The following is a 16,439-nucleotide window of genomic DNA, read 5'->3' on the forward strand; positions in this document are numbered from 1 at the left end:
TCGAGGACAATGAATGGAATTCAGGACATTTCAAAAACACTGGGGTGCTGAGTTTATTTCCAATGACGTTGTACGTTTTCGCGTCTGGGCAGAAGGACAGAAAGAACTTACGCTACGTCTGGCAGAAAACGACTTGCCAATGACGGCGGTCGGCAGCGGCTGGTTCCAGATTGACGTCCCCGGCGTCACGCACGGCACAGAATATCAGTATGTTTTGCAGAACGGCATGGCCGTACCCGATCCGGCGTCGCGCGCCCAGGCTGGGGATGTTAACGGTCCCTCGGTTGTTATCGATGCCAGACGGTATCCGCCCGGCAACCGGGAGTGGGCAGGGCGTCCGTGGGAAGACACGGTGATTTACGAGCTGCACATCGGCACCTTTACCCCGGAGGGCACCTTCCGGGCCGCCATTGAAAAACTGCCTTACCTGGCTGAACTTGGCATTACCCAGATTGAAGTCATGCCCGTCTCACAGTTTGGCGGATCGCGCGGCTGGGGATATGACGGGGTATTGCTGTATGCACCGCACTCTGCCTATGGCACGCCAGAAGACTTCCACGCCTTTATCGATGCTGCGCATGGGCTTGGGCTTTCTGTCGTGCTGGATATTGTGCTTAACCACTTCGGCCCGGAAGGGAATTATCTGCCTGTGCTGTCACCCGCGTTTTTCGACGCGGAACGGATGACGCCCTGGGGCAACGGGATTGCTTACGAGACTGAGCCGGTCAGGCAATACATTACCGAAGCCCCGCTGTTCTGGCTGACGGAATACCATCTTGATGGGTTACGGTTTGATGCTATCGACCAGATTGAAGACGCGTCGGATAAACATATCCTGCAGGAGATTGCCGAACGCATTCGCGAGGCTATTCCCGGGCGGCAGATCCATCTCACCACCGAAGACAGCCGTAACGTTATCTTCCTGCATCCGCGTGACGCACACGGTGCGACCCCGCTTTTTACCGCGGAGTGGAACGATGACTTTCACAATGCCGCGCATGTCTTTGCCACCGGCGAAACGCATGCCTACTACCAGGATTTTGCCTTTGAACCGGAGAAAAAACTTGCCCGTGCGCTGACGGAAGGTTTTGTCTATCAGGGCGAGGTTTCTCTCCAGACCGGCAAATCGCGTGGCGTGGAATGTCACACGCAGCCGCCACAGTTTTTTGTCGATTTTATTCAAAACCACGATCAAACCGGCAACCGCGCTCAGGGAGAGAGACTGATCGCCCTCGCGGGGGCCGATAAAACACGGGTGTTGCTTGCTGCACTGCTGCTTTCGCCCCATATTCCGCTGCTGTTTATGGGGGAAGAGTTTGGTGAAACCAATCCGTTTTTGTTCTTTACCGATTTTCACGGTGAGCTTGCTAAAGCAGTGCGAGAAGGGCGCGCAAAAGAGTTTACCGGCCATGCCGGGCACGATGCGTCCGTCCCCGACCCGAATGACGTGCAGACCTTTGTTCGCTCCAAAATTGACTGGAATAAGGTCGCCACCGATGACGGTAAAACGTGGCTTCGCTTCACGCGAACGCTGCTGACGTTGCGCCATCGTCATATCGTTCCGTTACTGCGAAAGGGCGTCACGGTGGAGAGCAAAGTCATCAGAACGGCACCCGGCATGATTGCAGTGAGCTGGCGATTCCCGACCGGAACGTTGTCTCTGGCGTTCAATACCGGCAATAAGGCTGTTGATGTGCCTGCACTGGCAGGAGAAACGCTCTTTAGCTGGCCGGAGGTGAACGAGGTGTTACCGCCGAACAGTATTGTTGTTCGCTTTGCTGATGGAGAAGCATCGTTATGATCCCTTCCGCGACCTACCGTATTCAGTTCCGTAACGGCATGACGTTTGACCGTGTCGTGGAACTGGTGCCGTATATGAAAGATCTCGGCATCAGCCATCTTTACGCCTCACCTGTGTTCACCGCCACGACCGGCTCTACGCACGGCTATGACGTGACCGACCCGAATGAAATTGACCCCGCCATTGGCGGACGAGAAGGATTCGACCGTATGGCGGCCGCGCTCAGGCAGGCGGGAATGGGCTTGATACTGGATATTGTGCCTAACCACATGTCGACCTCGCTGGAGAATCACTGGTGGCGAGACGTGATTGAGCATGGCAAACAGAGCCGCTACGCACGCTATTTCGATATTGACTGGTCACGGCCGCTTACGCTGCCGTTTCTGGGCGACACCTTTGAGGCGGAGCTTGAGAAGGGCGCCATCACTGTAAAACGTGACCCTGTCACGGACAAAGCCGCGCTGGTCTACTACGACACCGCCTATCCTCTTAACCCGGGTACCTTTGTGGAGGGTAAAAGCATTGCGGCGCTGCACGAGGCCCAGAGCTGGAGGCTGATGTCCTGGCGTGAAGCCCCGAAACAGCTCTCGTGGCGGCGTTTCTTCGAAATCACCGGCCTGGTGGGCGTGCGGGTTGAAGACGCGTCGGTATTTAGTGATACACACCGATTGATCCTTGAACTGGTTCATTCTGGCGTCGTTGACGGTCTGCGAATTGATCATATCGACGGTCTGGCCGATCCGCTGGGCTATCTGCAGCGTTTGCGCCAGGCAACCGGACCGGCGTGTTACATCACGGTTGAAAAAATTCTCGCCAAAGGGGAACAGCTGCCCGTCGAATGGCCAGTCTCCGGCACCACGGGGTACGAGTTTATTGCCTCGCTGGCGGAAGTTCTGGTGGACGACAGTCGCCTGGACCGCCTGGAGAAAATCCATGACGACACGCTCGGGGAAACCGTTGATCGGTTTGCAGCGTTACGGGATGCCAAAGGGCTGATGACCGATCGCAATTTCGAGGGCGAATTCACTACCCTGTTAACTATCGCCACCGATCTTGCCCGACGCAATGCGGTTGAACTGCAACCCGATGAGATCCACCATGCGTTGCGCGAGCTGCTGATCGCGTTTCCGGTGTATCGGACCTACGGCACCCGTGAAGGATTAACCGCCTCTGACGTGGCGCTGCTCAATCGCGTTGTCGCAAGCGTTAACACCTCTGAAGCGGCCCTGAGCCTGATCGTGTGCATTCTCACCGGCGATCTTCCTGAAAATTGCCACGACGACGCGGCTCGTTTCAGAACCCGCTTCCAGCAACTCACCGGGCCACTGATGGCGAAATCCGTGGAAGATACGCTGTTCTTTCGGCATAACCTGGAGCTGGCGCTTAACGAAGTGGGGGCAGACCCGACGCCGCGCGCCTTTTCGCTATCGCGTTTTCATCAGGAAATGCGCATCCGTCTTGCCCGCCAGCCTGACGCCCTACTCGGGACATCCACCCATGACACGAAGCGTGGTGAAGATGCCCGGGCACGCCTCTATACCCTGACGGAAGCGCCGGAACAGTGGGGCGAAAATCTGGCCCGCTGGCGGCAGATGAATCAAACCCACGTGCGTTTTCTGAGCGACGGTACCGCGCCGAACGCTGCCGATACCTGGATGATTTATCAGGCTCTGGCCGGCGTCTGGCCCGCCACGCTGTCACCTGACGATGTCGACGGGCTGAAATCACTCGAAGAGCGCTTCCTCGGCTTCCTGGAGAAAGCGCTGCGCGAAGCCAAACAACGCACAGACTGGATAGACAGCAACGAAAGCTATGAGAGCGTGGTGCTGAGCTATGCCCGGCATCTGCTTTCACCGGACAACACGCTGTTCCTGAAGGATTTCAGTGAGGCGATGCAGCCCTTTATCCGTGCCGGGCTGATGAACAGCCTCAGCCAGACGGTGATCAAACTCACTGCTCCTGGGGTACCGGACATCTATCAGGGCTGCGAAGCGCTTAACTTTAGCCTTGTCGACCCGGATAACCGACGGGAACCGGATTTCCCCACGCTGGTGCACCACCTCAGCACGGCGGATGCCAGGGTATTTGCCCGCCCGGAATGCTGGCGAGACGGAAGTGTTAAGCAATATGTCACCGCCACGCTCTTACGGCTTCGTCCGCATTATGCCGCGCTATTCCATTACGGTGACTGGCTGCCGCTGAAGGTGAGCGGCGAGCGGGCGGAGAACCTGATTGTTTACGCACGCGTGAAAGACGAGGAGGCGCTGATTGTTGCCGTGCCGCGGCTGGTCTTCGACGTGACAACCCATGAAGCACTGTGGGCCAATACCACTATTGCTATACCCGCTGCGCTGGCAGGAAAACGCTACCGGGATCTGTTCACCGGTGAAAGCCGGGTTCTGCAAGAGACGCTGGATGTAACGTCTGAAACGGGATGCTTAATGGTTCTGCTTACCTGCGAATGATCGTGGAGAACAAAAAATGCCAAAGGATAATACGTTTGAAATTCGGGCCGGTCATGGCCAGCAGCAAGGCGCAAATTATGACGGGAAGGGGGTCAACTTTGCGCTGTTTTCAGCACATGCGGAGCGAGTTGAGCTCTGTCTGTTTGACCCTTCAGGAAAAACCGAAATCGCCCGGCTGGAGCTGCCGGAATATACCCATGAAGTGTGGCACGGCTATGTGCCGGACCTGAAGCCTGGCGCGCTGTACGGCTATCGTGTTTACGGCCCCTATGACCCGGAAAACGGGCATCGCTTCAACCCAAATAAACTGCTTATCGATCCGTATGCCCGTGAACTGGTGGGCGATATCGACTGGAACGACGCCCATTTCGGCTATGAGCTGGGTCATGACGATCTCGACCTCAGTTTTGATACCCGCGACAGCGCGCCGTTCACGCCAAAATGCAAGGTCATCGACCCCAATGCTTTTGACTGGCAGGATGATAACCGGCCAACCATTCCGTGGCCGAATACCGTTGTGTATGAGAGCCACGTGAAGGGCTTTACCCAGCTTAACCCGGCGATTCCGCCTGAACTGCGCGGTACGTTTGAAGGGATGGGACACAAAGCCTCGGTCGATTACATCAAAAGCCTTGGCATCACCTCGGTTGAACTGCTTCCGGTTCACTGGTTCCCGGATGATCAACACCTGCTCGACAGGGGGCTGAAAAACTTCTGGGGCTACAACACGCTCGGCTTCTTTGCACCGGCGTCACGCTATTACGGTCCGGCGGGGATCCAGGGTTTTCGCGATATGGTGCGCGCCTATCATGACGCAGGCATCGAGGTGATCCTTGATGTTGTCTATAACCACACGGCAGAAGGCAATGAGCTCGGCCCAACGCTGTCGTTTAAGGGGATCGATAACTTCAGCTATTACCGCACCTTACCCGATCAACACCGGTATTACATTAACGACACCGGCACGGGGAATACGGTGAATACCTCCCACCCGAGAGTGCTGCAGATGGTGATGGATTCACTGCGCTACTGGGCCGAATCGATGCATATTGACGGTTTCCGTTTCGACCTCGGGACAATTCTGGGCCGTGAGCCCGAAGGCTTTGATCCGCGCGGTGGCTTTTTCGATGCCGTCACGCAGGATCCGGTGTTATCCCGTCTGAAGCTGATTGGTGAGCCCTGGGATATCGGCCCCGGTGGTTATCAGGTCGGCGGCTTCCCGCCAGGCTGGGGGGAGTGGAACGACAAATACCGCGATACCGTACGTGAGTACTGGAAGGGCGATAACGTGTCTAACGACTTCGCCGCGCGCCTGCTCGGTTCCGGTGACTTGTACGATCTGCGCGGACGCCGTCCGTGGGCCAGCATCAACTTTATCACCGCCCACGACGGCTTTACGTTGAACGACCTAGTGTCTTACAACGAAAAGCATAATGCCGACAATGGTGAAGACAATAACGACGGGCATAACGATAACCGGTCGTATAACTACGGAGAGGAAGGGCCGACAGAGAATCCGGATATTATCGCTACCCGGGAGCGGCAAAAGCGTAATTTCCTCACCACGCTGTTGTTCTCTCATGGCACGCCAATGCTGCTGGCCGGGGATGAGTTTGGCCGTACGCAAAAGGGCAACAATAACGGGTATTGCCAGGACAGCGAGATCTCCTGGATCGACTGGAAGGGATTATCGGAAAACGACACCGCCCTGCGCGACTTTACCCGCCATCTGATTGCCCTTCGCGCGAAACAGCCGTTGCTGCGGCGTGAAAGCTGGCGCGACGGGCTTGAGATCCGCTGGTTTAACGCCGGCGGCGGCCCGCAGCAGGATGAGCAGTGGGATGAAGGTTCCACCCTCGGCGTATCCATCAGCAGACCGGACCTCAGACAGGAGCCGGGCCTCTGGCACGATGTGCTGATGCTATTTAACCCGTTTGAAGGCACCGTGCCGTTCCAGATCCCCCAGTTTGGCGAAGGAGGCTGGGTACTGGAACTCTCCACGGCGGATGACGTTGTCCCCGGGACGGTCATCACCAAAGCCGTGGAATACCATCTGGCCGGACGAAGTATTTCGCTTTTCAGACGCCCTTAACTACAGTGATGCCGCCGCCCGCGCGGCGGTGTCATACAGGGAAGATATGGTCCGGAGCAACTGCGCGGTGTCACCAATAGACGCTCCGGAAATCCCGCTCTCCGCATGGATATTGATCAGACACGCTTCCCGCACGTCGCGGTATTTCATGCATAGCGCTTTCCCTTCCTCCGTCGTTGAGAAATAGAGCTCTTTTCCGGCTTTTTCACTCGTCACGTAGCCCGCCTTGACCAGCTTCTTCAGTGCATACGTCACCACATGGGTATCTTCCACGTTCAGGACAAAACAGATGTCGGCCAGCTTTTTTTTGCGGTCGCGGTGGTTCACGTGATGCAGAAGCGAGACATCAAAAGCGCCCATATCTGGCTCACCGGCTGCGGTCATGCAGCGCACCATCCATTTGTTAAACGCGTTGCTGGTCATGATCAACGCGTACTCCAGCTCTGATAATTCCGCGCAACGTTCCGATACCAGATGGCGAGAGGACACGATACGGCCATCGGTTATATCGTCGTGATTTGATGATCCAGCACTCTTCTTTGCAGTCATAACGTTCCTTACGGGGGGTGACGTTGGCCCGGAAATGTAAACTCATCGATAAAATAAGAACATTTTATTGATAAATTGTTTACATGTTTTTGTGGTTCAGATATAGCTTTTTAGTGCAGGTTCTGCGGAGCCTGACGCAAAACACAACATCGCGCGCCGCACTGCATCCCGCTTCGCCATGATGCGAAGTATTAAAAAAATAGCCGCCGGCGCGCAACGCTCACTTTGGATAGGGTAAACGTTTATGGACGGTTCGACACTGTTGCCGCTCATCGGTATACCGGTGGTGGTTATTGGTTTTGCTCTGCGTTTCAACCCGCTACTGGTGGTTGTGGTGGCGGGGCTGGCTACCGGACTGCTGGTTGGCATGGATTTTGGGATGTTGCTGGAGACCTTTGGCGAGAAGTTCGTCAACAGTCGTTCCCTGGCGACCTTTATTCTGATCCTGCCGGTTATTGGCCTGCTGGAATATTATGGGTTGAAAGAGCGGGCGCAGGCGTGGGTGGCAAAGATTGCCAGCGCCACCTCGGCACGTATTCTGATGCTCTATTTTGTGGCGCGTGAAGGGACGGCCGCGCTGGGATTGATGTCGCTGGGTGGGCATGCTCAGACGGTTCGTCCGCTGCTGGCACCGATGGCCGAAGGCGCAGCGCTCAATGAGTATGGCGAACTGCCGCAATATATCCGGGACAAGATCAAAGCGCATGCCGCGGCGTGCGACAACATCGCGGTTTTCTTTGGCGAAGATATTTTTATCGCGTTTGGCGCGGTGCTGCTGATCGACGCTTTCCTGAAAGAGAATGGGATACAGGGCATTGAACCGTTGCATATCGGTCTGTGGGCCATTCCGACCGCCATCGCGGCATTGATTATTCATATGACGCGCCTGTTGCGTCTGGATGCCAGCATCCGTCGTGACGTTATGTCCTGGCGCGCTGAGCAGGGTACACAGGAGATCGCGCCATGATGACCCTGATCACCATTAACCGCGTGTATTACCTGATCGGCTTTGTCGTGATGCTGCTGGTCGTGATGACCCTGCGCGATCGCGCGAATCCTAAACGTTTTACCACCGCGCTATTCTGGTTCCTGTTCGGCGGGATCTTCCTGTTTGGCGACCTGATGGTGCAGGAGCTGGGCAAATCCCTTGCTTATCGAATTATCGGCGGCTGCGTCATTGTGATTGCTCTGCTGGCGGGCTTTGGTCTGGTCGGGAAGGGGCATTATAAAATGGCTACCGATGCCGAGCGCGAAGCCTCGTCAACGCGGCTGAAAAACTGGCTTTTCCTGCCTGCGCTGATGATCCCGGTGGTTACGGTGATCGGGACATTATTCCTGAAAGGGGTGTCGATAGGGGGCGTATTCCTTCTTGACCAGAAACAGCTCACGCTGGCGGCACTGTGCGTCGCCTGTGTGGCGGCGATCCTGACCGGCTGGTGGCTGACAAAAGGCACGCCATTGCAGGCTATTCGCCAGTCCCGGCGCCTGGTCGACACCATTGGCTGGGCGGTGATTTTGCCACAGATGCTGGCCATGCTGGGCGGGGTGTTTGTGGTGGCGAACACCGGTGAGTCAGTCCAGAAGGTCGTTAGCCTGTTTGTGAACCCCGATAGCCGGTTCATGCTGGTGGTGATTTACTGCGTGGGCATGGCGCTTTTCACCATGATCATGGGCAACGCCTTCGCGGCATTCCCGGTGCTCAGCGCCGGTATCGCCTTGCCGTTCCTGATTAACGTTCACCATGGTAACCCGGCACCGCTGCTGGCGATTGGCATGTACGCGGGCTATTGCGGCACGCTGATGACGCCGATGGCGGCCAACTTTAATATCGTTCCGGCCGCGCTGCTGGAGCTTAAAGATAAGTACCAGGTGATCAAGATCCAGATCCCAACGGCGTTAACCCTGCTGGTGGTCAACGTGTTCTTAATGTATTTCCTCGTTTTTCGCTAAGCGCGGCAACGATCTAAGGAGCTGATATGGAATTAACGCAACACCAGGCCGACGCGTTTGCCCGCATGCCTTTGACCTATTTACGCCAGGAATATCCGAACCACATTATGCACCTGCTTAATGATGACGGTGATGTCCTGCCACCCCGTGAACTGCACCCCATTTTTTATGGCTGCTTCGACTGGCACTCGGCGGTGCACGGCTACTGGCTGCTGCTGCGCTGCGTGCGGCTTTACCCTGAACTGTCGTGCCGGGATGAAATTGTCGCCCTGTTTGATGAACACCTCACGCAGGAGAAGGTGGCGAAAGAGCTGGCCTATTTCAATGCACCGTTTCGCGCCTCGTTCGAGCGCCCTTATGGCTACGGCTGGCTTCTGGCGCTGGCGCAGGAGCTGAAGCAGTCCGCGTTACCTCAGGCCGCCAACTGGTATCAGACACTGCAGCCGTTAACGCAGGACATTCGCGACAGGCTGGTGGATTACCTCAGCAAACTCACCTATCCGATCCGTGTCGGTACGCATTACAACACCGCTTTTGCCCTGGCGCTGGGGATTGATTACGCCCGTGAAGTGCAGGATAACGCCCTTGAACAGGCTATTCTGACGGCGGCGACGCGTTTTTATCTGGCTGACACGCATTACCCGGCTCACTATGAACCGGGTGGTGATGAGTATATTTCCGGCGCGCTGACGGAAGCGCTGTTGATGAGTAAGGTGGCGGAGCATTTCCCGGCGTGGTTTGACGCCTTTCTTCCTGATGTGGGGTCTGTTTCGGCCCTGATGCACCCGGCAGAGGTGAGCGATCGTACCGACCCGAAAATTGCCCATCTGGATGGGTTAAACCTCAGCCGCGCCTGGTGCATGAAGCATATTGCCCGCGCATTGCCGGATAACCATCCGGGACAACAGGCGCTGCGCGAGGCAGTCAACCGACATCTGGCGGCAAGCGTCGAGCATGTGGTGGGAAGCCACTACAGCGGTGGACACTGGCTGGCGAGTTTTGCGCTGCTGGCGCTGGAGTAAATCACAGGTGCAGCGCGTAGTGCGCTGCACCGTGTTTATGCCGTAGCCTGACGCGTGGCGCGCAGCCGGCTCACGCTAAACATGACAGAAACCGCCGAAGCAATGACCGCAATCCACAGTGAATAATGAACGGCCCGATCGTCAAAGGCCGGCTGATTCTGCGTTGTGGCCAGCAGAACGCCGACCACGGCAGCCCCCAGGCATTGTCCAAACGTCCGCACGATAGCCAGTACGCCGGATGCGTAGCTGGCATACTCCCGCACCACGTTAGAGAGCATTTCCCGGTTATTGGGACTCTGGAAACAGCCAAAACCAATCCCGCACACCAGGCTTCGCAGGCAGATATTCCATGCGGAAGGGCTGGCGGGCAGTGTCGCGAGCAGGATCAATCCCACCACAAACACGATAAGCCCAAGGGTAGATATCAGCGGGGCTGAGATTGTGTCTGCCCAGCGACCCGCATGCGGTGCGATCAGTACGATGCCTATCGGCCAGGGCGTGAACAGCAGCGCGGAGACCACCGGACTGTAGCCATATACGCTCTGAAACAGGAACGGCAGGGCGATAAAGGTGATGCCCTGGCTCACAAACGAGGCCAGCGACGTGAGCGCGGCAAGCGTAAAGCGTCCGTTGTGGAAAATAACGGGAGGCAGTATGGGGCTTCGGGTGCGGCGAATATGCCAGACAAAGGTGATGGCGCTAATCGTGGCGAGCAGCGCCCAGCTGATAGCCTCGTGGCTGATGTGGTGCGAAGTATGCTGGAAACTGTTGGCCGTCATGATCATCGCCCCCAACAGGACCGCGGAGAGCAGTGCCCCCGGGGCATCGAACGGAGAGGGATCTGAAGCCGGCTGTCGTGGTAAGGCCTTACAGGCCAACAGCAGGGCAATCGTTCCGGGAACAAGGTTAATGGCGAATAACCACTGCCAGCGCAGTACGTCCAGGATCGTCCCGCCCAGTACGGGTGCAATGGCCGTGCTGGAGGCGATAAGCAGGGCGTGCAGTCCCAGAATGCGGCCAAGCAGTCGACCGGGGAAGACGGCGCGCAGTATCGCCGGGGCAATACTCAGTGTGGCCGCCCCGCCAATCCCCTGCAAAATCCGCATCCCGATCAGCATGTCCGGGGTGCGGGCCAGCGCGCAGCCGAGCGAGGTGAGTGTAAAGACGGCAAGTCCGGTCAGAAACACCGGGCGGTAGCCAACGCGGGCCGCCAGGGCAGCGAAGATGGCCAGAGTCATGGCCGCGGACAACAGATACCCATTGGCGAACCAGACGGCCACATTCGCGGGCACCTGCATCGCGCTGGCCATCGAAGGCAAGGCGATGTTGATCATGGTGCCATCAAAAACGCCCATCAGCGTGGTGGTCATTACCGCGGCCATCACCCGGGCGCGTTCATGGCCGGGCAATCCTTCGTCGCCGGGCTGGTTTGAAAATAGCGTCATCGTCGTAACTCCGGAAAGAATGTTGATGACGAAACTATAATCATGGGATATACAAGGCGGAAGACGCAGCAGTTGCACTGTTCAGTTGCATACAACGCCTTATCTGAGGATGCATCATGTTCGATCCGGATTTTAATTTGCTTGTCGCCCTCGACGTCCTGCTGGCCGAAGCCAGCGTGGCGGGCGGGGCGCGGCGTTTAAACCTGAGTACGTCAGCCATGAGCCGTACCCTGAGCCGGCTGCGAGAGGTGACCGGCGACCCGATCCTGGTGCGGGCAGGGCGTAATATGGTGCTGACGCCCTGGGCCGAGGCCACCCGGGAGCGAGCCCGAGGCGCCGTGTATGAGGCAAGAGCCGTACTGCAGCCCTCCACTGAAACGCTGAAGGTGGAAAACCTCGAGCGGCTGTTTACTATCAGAGCCAATGATGGTTTTGTGGTTGCATTTGGCCCATTGCTGATTGCCGCCGTGGCCGAAGCTGCGCCCGATGTGTGTATTCGGTTCTCGCCGAAGCCTGAGAAAACGTCACGCTATCTGCGGGAAGGGCTGGTTGACCTGGAAATTGGCGTGCAGAGCAACATGGGACCTGAAATACGCCTGCAGCGATTATTTCAGGATCGGTTCATTGCCGCGGTACGTAAGGGACATCCGCTGGCGGCACACCCCACGGTCAGCCTTCACGATTATGTTTCCTGGGGCCACGTGGTTGCCGCACCCGACGGGTCGCTACACGGCTTTGTCGACGATGCGCTGGCTGAAGTGGGGATGAAGCGCAAAATTGCCAGCGTCGTGCCCGGTTTCCCGACGGCGCTATCCGTGGCGCTGGCGTCCGATCTGATCGCTATGGTTCCGGCATTGTATCTGCTGAACCAGCCGATGGCGCAGAGTGTGCATGTCTTTGAACTGCCGTTTAAAACCCGAACCATTACGGTATCGCAAATGTGGCACCCGCGAATGGAAAGGGATCCGGGGCACCGCTGGCTGAGAGAGAAAGTGCTGGACGTGTGTCGGGCTGTGCAGCAACCACTCAGTGCTGAGTAACCCGCTTAGGCACGGACAAGATAAAGCGTGTCGACTGAGCATCCGATTCGACGCGGACTTTGCCATGATGCGCGGTGACAATTGACTTCACAATGGCAAGACCAATCCCGCTGCCTTCGCCTTTTCGCTGCCTTGAAGGATCCACCCGGTAAAAACGGTCAAACAGCCTGGGTAGATGTTCTTGCGGGACAGGTTTCCCGGGGTTGGCAATCATCAGCTCAAAATCGCTTTCCCGTTCGGCGATCGAGACGGTCACCGTCTTGCCTTCCGGCGTATAGCGCAGGGCATTGGATAACAGGTTGTTGATTGCGCGTCTGAACATCTGCGGATCGCCTTCGATCAGGCAGGGCATCCCGTGAAACGTCAGCGTGATATGACGTTCTTCCGCCCAAGCCTCGAAGAAATCAAAGACTTTAACGACCTCCGCGCTTAAATCAAACATCACCCTGTCCGGGATCAGCTGATTATTATCCGCCTGCGCCAGGAACAGCATATCGCTGACCATCCGGGTCATCCGGTTATACTCTTCAAGGCTGGAGTAGAGGATATCTTCCAGCTCTTTCGGCGTCCGGTTCTGGCTGAGTGCGATTTCAGTCTGGGTCACCAGATTGGTGATGGGGGTTCTGATTTCGTGGGCGATATCGGCAGAAAAATTCGCCTGGCGGGTGAACACATCTTCAATCTTTTCAATCATATGGTTGAACGAAATCACCAGTTGCTCCAGTTCAACCGGAACGCGCGACGGTTCCAGCCTCGCATCGAGATTTTCAGAGGTGATATTTTTAATGGCATTGCTGACGTTACGCAGCGGCAGGTGTCCCTGACGGACCGCGATTCGAATGATAAGAATAATCAGCAGGCTGATCACCACGGCAATCGCAATCAGGTTCTTTTTCAGCGCATCGAGGTAATGGAGATGGAAATTAATTGAAAGCCCGATCAGCATAACGTAATTCTGCGCTTTTCCCTGCAGCGTTGCCGTGCCTGACGAGGCGATAATCCGGTACGTGTCACTTTTCATCTCAGCGCCGGAATGACTCTGCAGGGTGGGGGCATCTACCGTCCAGAGAAACACATCCCGTGCCCGACTGTGCGTGCTGAACGCCGCCGTGTTCACGGCAGGGCGTAACGCTGCCCCCTGCGCCGTACTGAACAACACCTCCCCACGCGCGTCGAGAAGCAGAACCGCAACGTTACGATAGCTGGCAATTGACTCTTTGATTTTACTGATTTTCTTCTCGTCCGGATCTGCCGGGGACTGCAGGATACGGTGCATCGCGGTACTGATTTGCTGCAGATCGTTGATATCCTGCTCGGCAAAATGCTTTTCAACGGAGTGCAGCATAAACCAGGTGAAGGCGAAAAATGCCAGTATCGTGGAGAGGCTGATAAAAAACGTCAGCCTCAGGGCTAATGAAAAAGGGCGTCCGGGTAATTTAACGCGCATCCGGTGCCTCCAGCATGTACCCCACGCCGCGGACCGTCTGGATCAGCTTCGGCTCATAATCATTGTCTATTTTCGCGCGAAGCCGTTTGACGGCGACATCAATCGCGTTGGTGTCGCTGTCAAAATTCATGTCCCAGACCTGGGATGCAATCAGGGAGCGGGGCAGCACTTCCCCCTGGTGTCGCATAAAAAACTCCAGCAGGCTGAACTCTTTACTGGTCAGCAGGATGCGGTTCCCTGCGCGGCTCACCTTTCTGGACACGAGATCAATCATCAGATCAGCCACCTGAAACTGGCTTTCTGTGATCACCGTATTGCCCCGTCGCAGAAGCGTCCTGACGCGGGCGAGAAGCTCCGCAAAGGCAAAGGGTTTGATCAGGTAATCATCCGCGCCCAGTTCAAGACCCTTCACCCGGTGTTCAATAGTGCCAAGGGCTGAGAGTAACAGAACCGGCATTCCCTTCCCGGCAGAACGTAGCATGCGGATGATATCCCAGCCGTTCACGTCGGGAAGCATGATATCCAGAATCAGGAGATCATACTCGGCGGTCATGGCGAGATGATATCCGGTCAGGCCATTGTCAGCGTGGTCCACCACAAACCCCGCCTCAGTCAGCCCCTTGCTGAGGTACTCCCCGGTTTTTATCTCGTCTTCAACGATCAGTATTTTCATCTTGCTCCCCTGACTGGCTGCTCTGGACATTCTAGAGAGCCTCAAACCGTTATCAATGACTTACGTTAAGAATGACAACATTGTCATTATCCTGTCACCAGGCAAACAGGAAGTACGCTGTAGAGTAACCCTGGTAATACTCTGGACTTCATTTGAAACATTTACCAGGCCTGCCTGGACGAGAAGCGTGATGTGCACATTAAAACGACTTAGCATTAGCACAATATTTTTCCTGGCGGGCTGCGTCTCGCTGGCACCAGAATATGCGCGTCCGCCAGCACCGGTTCCGCAGCAGTTCTCGTTATCCCGCAATAGCCTCACGCCGGTGGTAGCGGGGTATCACGACAGCGGATGGCGTAACTTTTTTGCCGATCCTCAGGTCGCAGCACTGATCGCCGAAGCCCTGAATAACAACCGAGATTTAAAAATGGCCGCCCTTAAGGTTGAAGAGGCGCGCGCGCAGTTCAACGTGACGGATGCCGACCGGTATCCGCAGCTGAATGCCTCGTCAGGTGTGACCTACAGCGGTGGGCTGAAAACGGACAAGCCGACCACACAGCAGTACGACGCAGGGTTGAACCTCAGTTACGAACTCGATTTCTTCGGCAAGCTCAGGAATATGAGTGATGCTGACAGACAGAACTATTTTGCCAGCGAGGAGGCCCGCCGTGCCGTGCATATCCTGCTCGTCTCCAGCGTGTCGCAGAGCTATTTCAGCCAGCAGCTGGCCTACAAACAACGTCGAATTGCCCGCGATACGCTAAAAAACTATCAACAATCCTGGGCTTTTGTTGAACAACAGCTGGTAACGGGCAGCACCAACGTTCTGGCACTTGAACAGGCCCGGGGGCAGATTGAAAGTACCCGTGCAGAAATAGCGAAAAGAGAAGGCGAGCTGGCTCAGGCCAATAATGCCCTGCAGCAGGTTCTGGGAACCTATCGCGCGCTGCCGGCAGAGAAAGGAGGCAGCGTCGATGAGATTTCCCCCGTCAAACTGCCGCCTCGTCTGCCGTCAGAAATATTGCTTCAGCGCCCGGACATTATGGAAGCGGAGTACCAGTTGAAAGCGGCTGATGCCAATATTGGCGCGGCGCGTGCCGCCTTTTTCCCGTCTATTACGCTAACCAGCGGGCTTTCAGCAAGCAGTACGGAATTATCCAGCCTCTTCACCGCAGGAAGCGGGATGTGGAATTTTATTCCGAAAATTGACATTCCTGTTTTTAATGCCGGAAGGAATAAAGCCAATCTCAAACTGGCTGAAATTCGCCAGCAGCAGTCAATCGTCAATTACGAACAAAAAATTCAGGCGGCTTTTAAACAGGTCGCCGACGCGCTCGCATTGCGGGACAGCATCAGTCAGCAACTTGACGCCCAGCAGCGTTATCTTGATTCGCTACATATCACCCTGCAGCGAGCCAGAGGTTTATATTCCAGTGGCGCGGTCAGTTACATTGAAGTGCTCGATGCTGAACGTTCTCTTTTTGCAACACAACAAACCATTCTCGACCTTATCTATTCCCGACAGGTGAATGAAATTAACTTATTCACCGCGCTGGGCGGCGGTTGGGTTGAGTAATTTCTTTTAATTACTCCATCAGGAAATCAAAAAATGAACAGTTTATTTAACGCGGTCGTACTGGGCGCACTCTCCGTTATATTTTCTGCAGGCCTGCATGCTGAAACACATCAGCACGGGGAGATGAGCACAGCAGCACAAGCCACGCCAGAGCAGGTCATCGCGGGAACCGGCGTGGTGAAAGCGGTTGATCTGAGCACTAAAAAAATCACTATCGCGCACGATGCTATTCCAGCGATTGGTTGGCCCGCCATGACCATGCGTTTCACCTTTGTCCAGGCAGACGAAACTATTCTTGCCTTAAAAGCCGGCAGCCACGTTAATTTTACGTTTGTTCAGCAGGGCAATATCTCTTTACTCAAGAGCATTAAATAGCGAG

Annotated in this window: 13 protein-coding genes; 9 read left to right on the forward strand and 4 right to left on the reverse strand. The window is 56.0% G+C overall.

Annotated elements, in window-relative coordinates; all coding sequences use genetic code 11:
• Positions 1-13 precede the first annotated feature (13 nt).
• The 3 genes from treZ to glgX are packed head-to-tail and all read left to right on the forward strand — an operon-like array spanning position 14 to position 6,358.
• A complete protein-coding gene (gene treZ, locus F8561_RS11740; protein ID WP_151887482.1) occupies positions 14-1,801 on the forward strand; it encodes a malto-oligosyltrehalose trehalohydrolase in 1,788 nt (595 codons plus the stop codon).
• Positions 1,798-4,266 carry a malto-oligosyltrehalose synthase gene (gene treY, locus F8561_RS11745; protein ID WP_151887483.1) on the forward strand — a complete coding sequence of 823 codons (2,469 nt, stop codon included), beginning with the start codon at positions 1,798-1,800 and terminating at the stop codon, positions 4,264-4,266. The genes treZ and treY overlap by 4 nt, the downstream gene beginning before the upstream one ends.
• Positions 4,267-4,282: 16 nt before the next feature.
• The gene (gene glgX, locus F8561_RS11750) at positions 4,283-6,358 is read left to right on the forward strand and encodes a glycogen debranching protein GlgX (RefSeq protein WP_032680984.1); all 2,076 of its coding nucleotides are present in this window, start codon (positions 4,283-4,285) and stop codon (positions 6,356-6,358) included.
• On the opposite strand, the gene F8561_RS11755 is transcribed toward glgX, so the two are convergent.
• Positions 6,359-6,907 carry a winged helix DNA-binding protein gene (locus F8561_RS11755; protein WP_014170092.1) on the reverse strand — a complete coding sequence of 183 codons (549 nt, stop codon included), beginning with the start codon at positions 6,905-6,907 and terminating at the stop codon, positions 6,359-6,361.
• Between the two features lie 244 nt (positions 6,908-7,151).
• On the opposite strand from F8561_RS11755, the gene F8561_RS11760 reads away from it, so the two are divergent.
• The 3 genes from F8561_RS11760 to F8561_RS11770 are packed head-to-tail and all read left to right on the forward strand — an operon-like array spanning position 7,152 to position 9,879.
• On the forward strand, positions 7,152-7,874 hold the full coding sequence (locus tag F8561_RS11760) for a DUF969 domain-containing protein (RefSeq protein ID WP_138013852.1): 723 nt from the start codon (positions 7,152-7,154) through the stop codon (positions 7,872-7,874).
• Positions 7,871-8,857, forward strand: a complete 987-nt coding sequence (locus F8561_RS11765; protein ID WP_014170090.1) for a DUF979 domain-containing protein — start codon at positions 7,871-7,873, stop codon at positions 8,855-8,857. The genes F8561_RS11760 and F8561_RS11765 overlap by 4 nt, the downstream gene beginning before the upstream one ends.
• 26 nt (positions 8,858-8,883) lie before the next feature.
• Positions 8,884-9,879 (forward strand): DUF2891 domain-containing protein, encoded by a 996-nt coding sequence (locus F8561_RS11770; RefSeq protein ID WP_151887484.1) that lies wholly within the window; start codon positions 8,884-8,886, stop codon positions 9,877-9,879.
• 35 nt (positions 9,880-9,914) lie between these two features.
• Here F8561_RS11770 and F8561_RS11775 read toward each other — a convergent pair whose 3' ends face one another.
• A complete protein-coding gene (locus F8561_RS11775; RefSeq protein ID WP_151887485.1) occupies positions 9,915-11,324 on the reverse strand; it encodes an MFS transporter in 1,410 nt (469 codons plus the stop codon).
• Positions 11,325-11,440: 116 nt separating this feature from the next.
• Here F8561_RS11775 and F8561_RS11780 point away from each other — a divergent pair, with 116 nt between their 5' ends.
• Entirely contained in the window at positions 11,441-12,364 is a 924-nt protein-coding gene (locus tag F8561_RS11780; protein ID WP_151887486.1) for a LysR family transcriptional regulator, read from the forward strand.
• Here F8561_RS11780 and F8561_RS11785 read toward each other — a convergent pair.
• Positions 12,351-13,811: a Cu(+)/Ag(+) sensor histidine kinase gene (locus F8561_RS11785; protein WP_151887487.1), complete on the reverse strand. Its 1,461-nt coding sequence runs from the start codon at positions 13,809-13,811 to the stop codon at positions 12,351-12,353. The genes F8561_RS11780 and F8561_RS11785 overlap by 14 nt on opposite strands.
• Positions 13,801-14,484: a copper/silver response regulator transcription factor SilR gene (gene silR / locus F8561_RS11790; RefSeq protein ID WP_032670366.1), complete on the reverse strand. Its 684-nt coding sequence runs from the start codon at positions 14,482-14,484 to the stop codon at positions 13,801-13,803. Before silR ends, F8561_RS11785 begins: the two co-directional genes overlap by 11 nt.
• Positions 14,485-14,674: 190 nt before the next feature.
• On the opposite strand from silR, the gene F8561_RS11795 reads away from it, so the two are divergent.
• The gene (locus tag F8561_RS11795) at positions 14,675-16,060 is read left to right on the forward strand and encodes an efflux transporter outer membrane subunit (protein ID WP_151887488.1); all 1,386 of its coding nucleotides are present in this window, start codon (positions 14,675-14,677) and stop codon (positions 16,058-16,060) included.
• Between the two features lie 33 nt (positions 16,061-16,093).
• Positions 16,094-16,435, forward strand: a complete 342-nt coding sequence (cusF, locus tag F8561_RS11800) for a cation efflux system protein CusF (protein ID WP_014170083.1) — start codon at positions 16,094-16,096, stop codon at positions 16,433-16,435.
• Positions 16,436-16,439: the final 4 nt, after the last annotated feature.

It is taken from the genome of Enterobacter sp. 198 (assembly GCF_009025585.1).
Taxonomy (GTDB): domain Bacteria; phylum Pseudomonadota; class Gammaproteobacteria; order Enterobacterales; family Enterobacteriaceae; genus Enterobacter; species Enterobacter ludwigii.

Bases quoted from the DNA above. Each gene is read 5' to 3' on its own strand.
- treZ (WP_151887482.1), top strand. From the start codon at position 14: ATGGAATTCAGGACATTTCAAAAACACTGGGGTGCTGAGTTTATTTCC.
- treY (WP_151887483.1), top strand. From the start codon at position 1,798: ATGATCCCTTCCGCGACCTACCGTATTCAGTTCCGTAACGGCATGACG.
- glgX (WP_032680984.1), top strand. From the start codon at position 4,283: ATGCCAAAGGATAATACGTTTGAAATTCGGGCCGGTCATGGCCAGCAG.
- F8561_RS11755 (WP_014170092.1), bottom strand. From the start codon at position 6,907: ATGACTGCAAAGAAGAGTGCTGGATCATCAAATCACGACGATATAACC.
- F8561_RS11760 (WP_138013852.1), top strand. From the start codon at position 7,152: ATGGACGGTTCGACACTGTTGCCGCTCATCGGTATACCGGTGGTGGTT.
- F8561_RS11765 (WP_014170090.1), top strand. From the start codon at position 7,871: ATGATGACCCTGATCACCATTAACCGCGTGTATTACCTGATCGGCTTT.
- F8561_RS11770 (WP_151887484.1), top strand. From the start codon at position 8,884: ATGGAATTAACGCAACACCAGGCCGACGCGTTTGCCCGCATGCCTTTG.
- F8561_RS11775 (WP_151887485.1), bottom strand. From the start codon at position 11,324: ATGACGCTATTTTCAAACCAGCCCGGCGACGAAGGATTGCCCGGCCAT.
- F8561_RS11780 (WP_151887486.1), top strand. From the start codon at position 11,441: ATGTTCGATCCGGATTTTAATTTGCTTGTCGCCCTCGACGTCCTGCTG.
- F8561_RS11785 (WP_151887487.1), bottom strand. From the start codon at position 13,811: ATGCGCGTTAAATTACCCGGACGCCCTTTTTCATTAGCCCTGAGGCTG.
- silR (WP_032670366.1), bottom strand. From the start codon at position 14,484: ATGAAAATACTGATCGTTGAAGACGAGATAAAAACCGGGGAGTACCTC.
- F8561_RS11795 (WP_151887488.1), top strand. From the start codon at position 14,675: ATGTGCACATTAAAACGACTTAGCATTAGCACAATATTTTTCCTGGCG.
- cusF (WP_014170083.1), top strand. From the start codon at position 16,094: ATGAACAGTTTATTTAACGCGGTCGTACTGGGCGCACTCTCCGTTATA.